We start from the raw sequence: 11,077 nt of genomic DNA on the forward strand, positions 1-11,077 counted from the left end.
AGAAACAAGCCATACCGTTATTGAAACCACAGGTTCCTTTAATTGGAACTGGTGAAGAAAACAACGTTATGAGGAATACCGGTGATAATGTCACAGCAATCAATGATGGTATGGTAACGGCCGTTGTTTCAAACAAAATTATCATTTATGAATCAAATAAACCAAAACATAGGGTTTACACTTTACCGACAATTGAAAAAACAAACCAAGAAACATGCCAAAGGATACGAACCGTTGTCAACCCTGGACAGATGGTAAGATCGGGAGATGTTATTGCCGAATGTCAATCAAGTTGTAATGGAGAAATGAGTTTAGGTTCCAACCTGTTAGTGGCATTCATGTGTTGACATGGTTATAACTTCGAGGATTCGGTAATATTATCGGAAAATGTTATCAACAAAGGTATCTTTAAATCAATACATATAATAGATCTTGAATCAAAGGTCATGAAGACTAAACATGGTGATGAATGATTAAGTGCCGATATAATTGAGATACCAATGAAGTACCGAAAACATCTAGATCCCAACGGGATAGTTAAAGTGGGTAGCAACGTCCAGGAAGGAGATGTGTTAGTGGGCAAGTTAGTTCTTAGGGATGATGAAGGAGGGAATAGAGATGTACTTCTTGATGTACATGAGGTTGTTAAGAAACCACAACGTTGTTATAACAAGGTAATTAAAATTGGTACGGATGTTGGAATGGATGAATCTGATGAATTAGATGATGGAAGTGAACAGGTTATTGAAGATGGAGGTAATAAACTTGATGTTGGTGGGTTGATTAGTGATATAGGAGATGATGGTGGTGGTTGGAGTGTGGATAGTGCATGTGATGATGAGGAGGAAGGATGTTCTATTGATCTATCGAGTAATGTTTCTCTTAGAGTACCGAATGGGATAGAACATGCAACAGTTATAGAGGTAAAGAGGATAAAGTTAAATGAAGGAAATGATGGTTATGATGGGGCATACGAGGAATGTTTATGTCATTACAACATGGTGACCAACAAATACATAAAACGATGTTCTTCGTTGTTACAACGGAATATGGCTGATTATTTATCAATAAAGTTACCATTTACATCAGAGGATAACTACATTCGTAATGCATTATCATTTCTATTCAAACATTATTTAAATTATATACATAAAATCGGAGATATATTACTCGATAAGTTAACCAAACGTTTGAGCAGTAATGATCCGAATGATGAGTCGAGAGTACTAGAAGTCATTAAGATTAAATTGTTTATGATAAAATCAATTAAGGTTGGTGATAAGATATGTGGACGGCATGGCAACAAAGGTGTGATATCGAGGATAGTTCCGAAGGAGGATATGCCATTCATGGCCGATGGAACACCGATCGATATTATATTAAATCCCTTAGGAGTACCATCTAGGATGAACATCGGTCAGATATTGGAAGCCAACTTTGGCTTGATCAGTTATAAATTAGGATTAGAATTCAAGAACATATTAAACATGTATTATAAAACGAATGATGATCGGATATTGGAACAGGTTATACCAAAGCTTACTGAATTATATCCGAATATAAATAACTTAACAAAAGATATGATCTTGGTTTTGTTGTCTGAATTATCACAAGGAGTAAAGATATCTTGTCCGTTGTTTAACTTCTCATTCGAACCATGTTTGAAAGATTTTAACAAACGATTAACGATTGATCTCAGTGGTAAGCTTCAGCTGTACGATGGTGTTTCAGGTTTGCCATTCAAAAACAAAACTACTGTTGGTATTATATATATTTTTAAGTTAAATCACTTGGTTGATGACAAAATCCATGCCAGATCAACAGGTCCTTATTCGATTGTGACACAACAACCTCTTAAGGGAAAGTCTCATAAAGGAGGACAGAGGTTAGGTGAGATGGAGGTATGGGCGTTGCAGAGCTACGGTGCTTCATATTTTCTAAGAGAATTAATAACTGTTAAATGTGATGACATGTTAGCAAGATCCGAACTCAAAACTAACATCCAACATGGTAACCTAAAGTATAAAGCATATCGAAATGAAGGTGTGTTTGTTTTAATTAAGGAATTATTCGCTATGTGTATCGATATTAAGTTAAAAATAGAATAATGTTATCAAATGTTTGGTAAGGATATATTAAGCATTAAATTCGAAATAGCATCATCTGAGACCATACTGTCTTGGTCATATGGGGAAGTACGTAATGGTAATAGTTTTGATGATGATGGCAAACCGATTATGGATGGTCTGTTTTGTCCAAAGATATTCGGATCAAGGAATAAAACCGAATGTTTATGTAAGACACCGACATTAACTCAATCATTTGATTGTATGGTATGCCATGTATATTTAGGTGGAAATACAACAAAAACACGATCAAGGTTCGGACATATTAGTTTAGCAACACCCATGGTTCATACATTGTTTTATAAGACGATGCCAAACATCCTGAGTTCGTTGTTAAATGTGGACGTTGAAAGAGTTCGGGATTTAGTTAGATGTAAACTTCATGTCATCAGACGATGTGATACAGGAGAATTTAAACGTGGTCAAATTATATCGAGAGAAATCTATAGCAAGTTATGAATGAAGACCGAAAGTTATGAGGTCGAATCCAGTGGTAATGCCATAACGTTGTTGTTATCGATGATTCAGTTAAAAGAACTCAAACGATCCTTAATCGACAGTAAACGTAATGTTAAATCGATAGAAATATTGAACGATGTAAACGACAAGATTGAGATAGTGGATTGAGTTATTAACAACAAAATGTCATTGAATCTAATGGTGATAAACGTCTTACCTGTTTTACCTGCTGAATTAAGACCATCTGTGGTTTTAGATGATAATACAAAAGCAAGTTCCGATTTAAACGAGCTATACAAAGGTGTTATCGATGCTAACAACGTTGTTATTGGTAACATTGAAAGAATAAAACATGGGATGGTTGGTTTCAATGAGTATGTTATGAGTATAGAACGGTTACAACAAAGTGTTGATAGTTTGATAGATAATTCTCGAAGTTTAGATGAACCAGTGGGTTACAACAATGGAGCATTGAAGTCATTGGTTGAAATGTTGAAAGGTAAGAGCGGTCGGTTCAGACACAACGTTCTAGGTAAGAGGGTAGATTATTCAGGTAGGAGTGTGATAGTACCAGGACCGGATTTATCAATAAACGAATGTGCAATACCGAGATCAATGGCAGCTGAATTGTTCAAACCATTCATTCATTCTAAACTAATGTTGGAACATGGAATTAGAGGACAAGGGAACACAAGATATTTATTGGATTGTGATCGACAGATGGTGTACAAAATTCTAGAAGAGATAATTAAATATTGTCCAGTGTTGTTAAATCGAGCTCCAACGTTGCATAAGTTAAGCATGAGAGCTTTTTGAGTGAAGTTAACCAATGAAAAGGTTATAAGATTACATCCATTGGTATGTTCTGGTTTCAATGCTGACTTCGATGGTGATCAAATGGCAGTACATGTTCCACTCAGTCTAAAAGCCAGAATTGAAGCCACAACGTTGTTAATGGCTGGAAACAATGTGTTCCATCCGGCCCATGGTGATCCATGCATCCTGCCATCCCAAGACATGATCCTTGGTCTGTATTACATGTCCTTAACATCATCGGAACACAGCGATATACATCTTTCATCGTATGTTGAAGTAACCAAAGCACTTGTGCATGGAAAAATTAGTTTACATACTAAAGTAAAATTCACTACGATTAAGAACAACATACGAGTTACCATCTTTACAACACCAGGTCGTTTGTTGATATCGGAACTAGTACCAAGTAGTTGTAATTTTATTTATGAGTGAGATGATCCGGAATTAACCAAACAATTTATTCATGATGTCATTATAATGGTTAACGAAAAATGTGGACGACAACAAATGGTAGTATTTTGTGAACGTTTGATGAAAATAGGATTTAAATATGTAACACGATCCGGTCTGTCATTGTCAAGGTCTGAATTCGATACTTCAAGTTATAAAAAGGAACTTCTAAATCATGTACGATCGGTTATAAACAAATCCTGATCTGATAAACTCGATAAAATAAAACTTCCAACGTTTTCAAAGATATGACATAAGATGTTGACCGATGTATATAACAATATAAATTTAGAAACATATAGTAACAGTTTAAATCAAACGGCAATACAGATGATTGTTAATTCAGGTGCACGAGGAACGGTGTCTCAAGTACAACAATTACTTGGTTCGAAGGGATATGTCGTTGATTTCAATGAACAACAAAGTAAGTTACCAATTTTGAACTCATATAATGAAGGTTTAAGTTTAATTCAACTTTTCTGTTGTACATATTCATCTAGAAGAGGATTAATGGATACCGCATTGAAGACGGCAAGTTCTGGTTATCTTACGAGAAAACTTGTTGAAACAACGAGGGAATGAGTGATAGATGAGATGGATTGCCATACCAAGGATGGTTTATGTGTTAATCCTGTTATTGATCTGGATTTTATTAAAAACAGATTGATTGGTAGGTTTTTACTAAGAGATATACTTTCGAATAGGATGGTAATAGCAAGAAAGAATGAATTAATTTCTGTTACGAATGTAAGTAAGATATTAACTTGTTGTGGTAATCAATTATGAATCAGATCTCCGTTGACATGCCAAGCAACATCCGGTGTTTGTAAACTTTGTTATGGGATAGAATTAAGTAGTGGAGATATAGTTCAACGTGGTGATTCTGTTGGTGTTTTGGCAGCTCAATCAATCGGTGAACCTGGAACTCAGTTAACGTTAAGAACCTTTCATGGATTAACCGAAGCCGATCACAAGAAACAAACACAAGATCTTGAAAAGTGTTTAACATCACCGTTCTCAGGTATTATTAAAATCGAATACCTTTCATGTGTTTGTTCAACCGATCTCGATATAATTGTAACTACTTCTAAATGTATTTTATCGATCATACAAAACACTAACAAAATCCGAAGTTATAAACTATCCCGAGGTTCTCGTTTATTAGTTCATAATAACGATTGTGTTAACGTTGGTGAAGTTTTATGTTTTAATTGTGTCGAATCAAACACCATCTTGGTTTTAACAAATGGCATCATAACATTTGAATGTTTGAAATATGGCTTAAACTTAAATAGATCTAATAACAACCGAAATTTAATTGGAAGAAATATTAAAACAAAACTATTAGCTAACAAAATTCCACTTATTTGCCTGAACGTTGGCAAACGGATAAAATTGTGTTGTTCATCTGTTTGGGATAAAATCAATTTCATAGTTAAACCAGGATTAAATGTTAATGCGTTCGGTGTACTTTTTGAGGTTGTATCTGGTTATAAACCTATCAACAGGATAACATTGACCGAAGGTTTCGAAAGATTATCGAAGTTATTAGATAACAGTATAGCCGAAGACAACAATTCTGTTATATGTAATACCGATAGTATTCCAAGATATGGTACAGATGGCAATGGTAATGGTATATTTATTATTGATCCGATGAGGTTGGATGAATGGCCATTGATATTTTCTGGTGTAAACGTTGGACCGTTTACCAATAACAACAAGATGATGAAACGAGGTACGGTTGTAATGTCCGGAGAGACTGATCTATCGAATTATGCTGATGCATATGGTTATAACGGTTTATATAATTATTTTATTGAAATTATTCAAGAGATTTACAACGTCCAAGGAGTAAACGTAAACAGTAAACACATTGAGATGGTTTTGAGACAAATGATGAACATTATAAACATATCCGATCCAGGTGATTCAACCTTGGGTATTGGCAGTGATCACGATTGACAGGATTTTGCCAGGATCAACAAATATGTAAGTATACTATGTGGTAGGTTGGCAGTTGGAAGAAGAAAAATAATTGGTGTTACCCAGGGTTGCATAGATGGAAATTCAATACTGTCAGCAATTTCATTTCAAGGTACCATAAAGATTATTATTAAAGCCATATTATCTGGTATTGACTACATTGTAACCGATATAAAGGATAGGATGATATTAGGTAAGTTACCATTGATTGGTACGGGTTTAACAACAAGTAAGCATAAGAAGATGAAATTATTACAACAACCTGGTAGTTAGATACCAAGAACATCTACCAACACATCATAACATGAATTGTTTATAGTATGTTTAATGGTTTTATTAACAACATGATATCGAGTGAACACATGGTTCGATTGACAACAACGTTGTGAGATAGGATAATGTCTAAGTTTTGATGGTGGTTGGTTGGTATCCGAATGAAACGTTCCAATTGTTTCTATGTTTATTTTTAAGTGTAGTATTATAAATTTTATATAAAAGATATCTTTGATAAATCGAAGACCATGAACATGTTGACGTCATGGAATGTATGTTAAACATGTGATGTAATCGATTAAATTGTTGATAAAATGTTGATCGATTTAACATGTAATTACCAAATCAGTACCATCAGTAACATCAAGGGAGCATAGCTGTTTGCATGAAATCTTATTTATCTGTTGTTAACTCATATGTTGGTTTCAACCATGTTCCAATCTAAGATATAATTTATGTTACTAAATATTATCCTATACCTACCTGTTATCATACGTATTTCGATGTTAATACCGAAGATTAACAACATGAGGTGACCATTTTATGGTAATCAATTGAGATCTACATCCGGATAACAATGGAGATTAAGATCAAGGTTCAACGGCAACATCAAAACAAACATGCCTGTTTGTCATAAGAAGTTATCATGTATCACCGATGTGTTAACCACATAAATGGTTGAGTAATAACGATCGGTCTATAATGGTATATTTATAAGTATGGTTAACAAATTCATGGTCTGGTTGTTGTAATAAGATGTTGAATTCGGATCTGTGTTTGAATATTACAAAGAAAGATATTATGTAGGATCCGAACAAGGTAACAAGATAAGTTAATAACAAAATATCAATTTATGTTAAGTCCAATATCGAGCATGTTGTGGTTGTTGGCAGATTATAGATGGTTGGTCTTTCACATGTTTGTTTCATTAGAATCTTTCGATGCTGTTTGTGAACAAGAAGATGAACGAGAATATTATGAGAACTCTGATGAGGAAGTCGATGATGACGACGAAGACTATGAGGAGTATGAAGAAGATGGCAGTGAACACGGAGTCAATAAAGGAACCGATGTGTAAACATCTTCGATTAATCTAAGTTTATTAATAATTATTGATGTTAATGACATAAATATGTTCCCGATAGTAAGTACATTTTGTTGTAATCAAACGATGGGATGTTGGTTCGGAGCCATTTGTTCGGATACTAAATGTTTCTAAATGGTTAACCAAACTGATCATCAAACAAAGTCAATGTTAATGATCGGTAATGATCTAGTGGATTAATACTACTTTGATTGAAACATCCGATGATATAAATAAATTTAATTACAACAACCACTTCTATTATCGATCAAATGATATGGGTTTACAATCACATTGGCAATAATGACCGATAACATTTAAACATCAACGTTGTGTTGGCAACGGGTAATCTCCGTGTTGTTATTGGCATGTTGAAATGGACCGATGAAATAGTAACAACATGTACTTGGTTAATGGCATTAACATCAATGTTCCATGTTTACATCAAGCCAAATGGTCATATGTAACCTATTTGATTTTGGTTATACCTTCAACTGTTTATTTAATAAAACGAAGAAATATATGAGTGGTTCCAGATGACATTAGAGTACCGATGTTAGGATGGTCATTGAGGTTATAACAAAATCTTAACAACGATGTTGGTACCAAACACCATTATTTCGATGTATAACTAACAACCTGATCACAAGGTTGTAACTGATCCGAAGATACCAATGTTTCATAAATGATTTAGATAATCTGTTCCAACGTTCATACTGATAACAGGTTTTAAATCAATGGATAACACAGTTCTGTTCGATCTGATAATTCTCTTAGTGTCCATAAGAATCATCCTAACACTATCATGTATGAGTAAACAAAACAGTGATTAATACCTGATTAGTGATAGGCTGTTGGGTTTCATGGAAAGTAACAACGTTCAGTGACGAATATAAATCCTATCGATTACCAGAAACATGTTATTAATGACTTAAGAAAACAGATCGTGAGAATGATTAATCCGTTGAACATAAAACATCTTCAATAGTTTAGACCGATCCCAATTATTACCAACATACAACATATAACTGATCGGGTTATAAACAAACATCGGAGTTTTTATCAACATTTAACTAATTTTATCAAAAACAAACAAAACAACATATAAAACAGAGATATTATAACCAATATAACCAGATCAATACCTTCTTAACAATAAAACGTTTACATCTTCTGATTCACCATCATCTTTACGTTAATATCAATCTTAATTTAGTAAACACCACAACAATCTCAACATTTCATATCAATCTATATCATACAAATCCATAACCTCATTTGTTTATCTTAACTTCAACATATATTTTATCATCTCAGTTCGTTTAACTCTTACTAATAACCGTTTCCTTTTTCTTCTCATCATGATTAGATACTTCTCTTGATCTTCTCATGTCTAAGTCATCGTTTGTTGCCTCCAATGTAACAAGTATTTGTTCCGTTCATTTAATTTACCAATTACATATTTATCATATTTATCCATTTCTTGATTACTACCTGTTGTTATTCTTAAAAACCAATTACAACATTGGTGTGATCCAATTACTCTTACCATACTTCTCTTCCAACTACATCGGTATTTATATTTATCTGTATACTCATGGATTATTTCTAATGGCTAACAAAGATGTAACTTCTATCTTTTAAACGTTTGGACTGGTCAATACCAAGTCAACATTGGTTTATCTAACAAAATCCTCAAATAAAACCCATATCTGTTCAATGTTATCGAAAACAACATGACATCAATGGTTTACATTTCATCGATAAAATCTTATCATTCGATCCAAGATCGAACATCTACCATCATGAACTTATTACCTCTTTCCTGGTTATCTCTACTTATTACATCTGTTTGCTTGATCGGAATTTAATGTAAACGTTGTAAGTAGTTTACTCATTAATCGGGATAATAACAACATGTTCGTGTTTGTTTTCGTATTAACGAACCACATTAAACAAAATGGTAACAACAGGTAGTTGTTTATTCGATTAAAACAAACATGGTGGTAATGGATTTGTTACAAAGAAACAAGTGGTTTTAACTGATATTAATACTATTATTGAAACCTATACCTGTTGTACTAATTGAAGTTAACATCCGATATAATCTCCGATATAATCGTTTTTGTTTAGGTTAATTAAACCAAACGAGTTGACATGATGTTAGGTGGCTAAATGTTTTTAATTAAAAGAATGGTACTGTTTGTTACCAATGATGTTAGAAATTGAAGTAATGGATTAAAAACCGATGAAGGTAGGATATGTGTTGGTTCTTTTAAAAGATTATAACCACGTTGTTCAACGACAACAGGTAGTTCCGACCGTAAACAACGGGTACGAAGATGTTCCTTTCTCTGACCTAAAAGGTTCGGTCCTCAATGAAACTTCTTAGTAATTACAATGTTTATCCCATGTTTCAGTTAATGGTTCAACAAACCTGTCGTTAAGTATACTAAATTCAGATTAGTTTTAATCCAATATTTATATATATATAGTTATAAATTACTTTAAGTTAAAATTGTACAACACAACAAAATCATCATGTTCGTTTTATTTTATTAAGATAATTTGTTTATTAATTAAAATGATGTGGTTGTTTTGATAAAATTCCATCACGTTTACGTCGATATCACCAATAGATTTTTTGATCCGAATCGTGTTGTTAACATTAAATATAAATTTATAACCGATGAGATTTAAACTTTACAACTTATCATTGAGATTATTTCATGTGTCTGTTCCCTTCTTCTACATTTAGACACAACTGTTACCACAATTTATTAATCCAGATATCATTGTAGACACCAACAAGTCGATTAATATTCTTATTACAAATCTATATCTTCCAATGTTAATGATACCCAATGTTGGTATTTCATGTAATTCTATTCATGGTAACATATCGTAATAAGATGTGGTTTATTAATGTTCTGATGTAAGTGGATGTTGTTACCAACGTCCGATGTTTCAATTTTAACAACCTTCAAGTAGTTTTCCATCATCTGTATTCATTGGTAATTGTTACAGTTTACATGAAGTGGTTTTATTCTCTAAACATTTGTATTTAAGATTACTTTGAAACATGGTAGTGTTTGATATTTCTCTGATCCATTGGATGTTTCAATTATCTGATTTATAACTTCTTTGTTCGTTTACAACACCCACCATATCGTCCCTGTTTACGGTTACCTAAACGTTATTAACAGCAACAACCGAAACAAGAATGATGTTGATTCGGATTGTAAGTTATTTGATAAATCAATATCCGATTCAATGTTTAACTAAACAACACAAATGGTTGGTATATTGGATCTGATTAATTATTGACAACAAAATTATAAATTAAAGTTTAATGTATATTGTTGTGGTTAATTAATAGTGTCACATTTATTTAATCGGTTGGTTTTTGTTGTTTTAATCCGAATCCAGTGATAATTTAATATATATAATCGTTATAAATATATCTCAAAGATGTATACCTCGGATTTTGAAGTGTAATTGAATTATTTAATCCTTTCATCATTATCATCAACCATAAACACATAAAAACAAGGTAATAATTGACTGATTTACATCTCCATTTATCATCTGGTATTAATTCGGTTCAATATCTCTGTATATATTATTGTAGACATATTTGTTTAACATCTATTTGATAATATCGATATAAATTGTTATACCTGATAACAACATACCAACGTTATAAGTTCTTTGTTATTTAATTAATTATACCCAACGTGATAACAACGTTGAAACACCATGTTTATACTTTTATATTGTGAGTTATTATAATCACTTCTTCATCATTTCGTTGGATCGATCGGATGTAATATCATCTTAGATTAATTTGTTTATGATTAAAGTTATATTTATTAATAATGTT

Annotated in this window: 6 protein-coding genes; 4 read left to right on the forward strand and 2 right to left on the reverse strand. The window is 32.7% G+C overall.

All coding sequences use genetic code 4. From position 1 onward, the window contains the following. Positions 1–110 precede the first annotated feature (110 nt). The 4 genes from MAGTDC_RS06130 (at position 111) to MAGTDC_RS00305 (ending at position 7,774) form a co-directional block, all read left to right on the forward strand. Positions 111–2,108: a DNA-directed RNA polymerase subunit beta gene (locus MAGTDC_RS06130; RefSeq protein ID WP_462138611.1), complete on the forward strand. Its 1,998-nt coding sequence runs from the start codon at positions 111–113 to the stop codon at positions 2,106–2,108. 9 nt (positions 2,109–2,117) lie between these two features. Then, positions 2,118–6,110: a DNA-directed RNA polymerase subunit beta' gene (locus MAGTDC_RS00295; protein WP_146656532.1), complete on the forward strand. Its 3,993-nt coding sequence runs from the start codon at positions 2,118–2,120 to the stop codon at positions 6,108–6,110. Positions 6,111–6,963: 853 nt separating this feature from the next. Continuing rightward, positions 6,964–7,188 carry a hypothetical protein gene (locus MAGTDC_RS00300; protein ID WP_192572891.1) on the forward strand — a complete coding sequence of 75 codons (225 nt, stop codon included), beginning with the start codon at positions 6,964–6,966 and terminating at the stop codon, positions 7,186–7,188. Positions 7,189–7,594: 406 nt separating this feature from the next. After that, positions 7,595–7,774: a hypothetical protein gene (locus tag MAGTDC_RS00305; RefSeq protein ID WP_146656534.1), complete on the forward strand. Its 180-nt coding sequence runs from the start codon at positions 7,595–7,597 to the stop codon at positions 7,772–7,774. Positions 7,775–7,825: 51 nt separating this feature from the next. On the opposite strand, the gene MAGTDC_RS04065 is transcribed toward MAGTDC_RS00305, so the two are convergent. After that, positions 7,826–7,987, reverse strand: a complete 162-nt coding sequence (locus tag MAGTDC_RS04065; RefSeq protein ID WP_278046842.1) for a hypothetical protein — start codon at positions 7,985–7,987, stop codon at positions 7,826–7,828. Positions 7,988–10,215: 2,228 nt separating this feature from the next. Continuing rightward, a complete protein-coding gene (locus MAGTDC_RS04070; protein ID WP_192572893.1) occupies positions 10,216–10,359 on the reverse strand; it encodes a hypothetical protein in 144 nt (47 codons plus the stop codon). Between the last annotated feature and the right edge of the window lie 718 nt (positions 10,360–11,077).

The organism is Candidatus Hodgkinia cicadicola, from assembly GCF_002774925.1.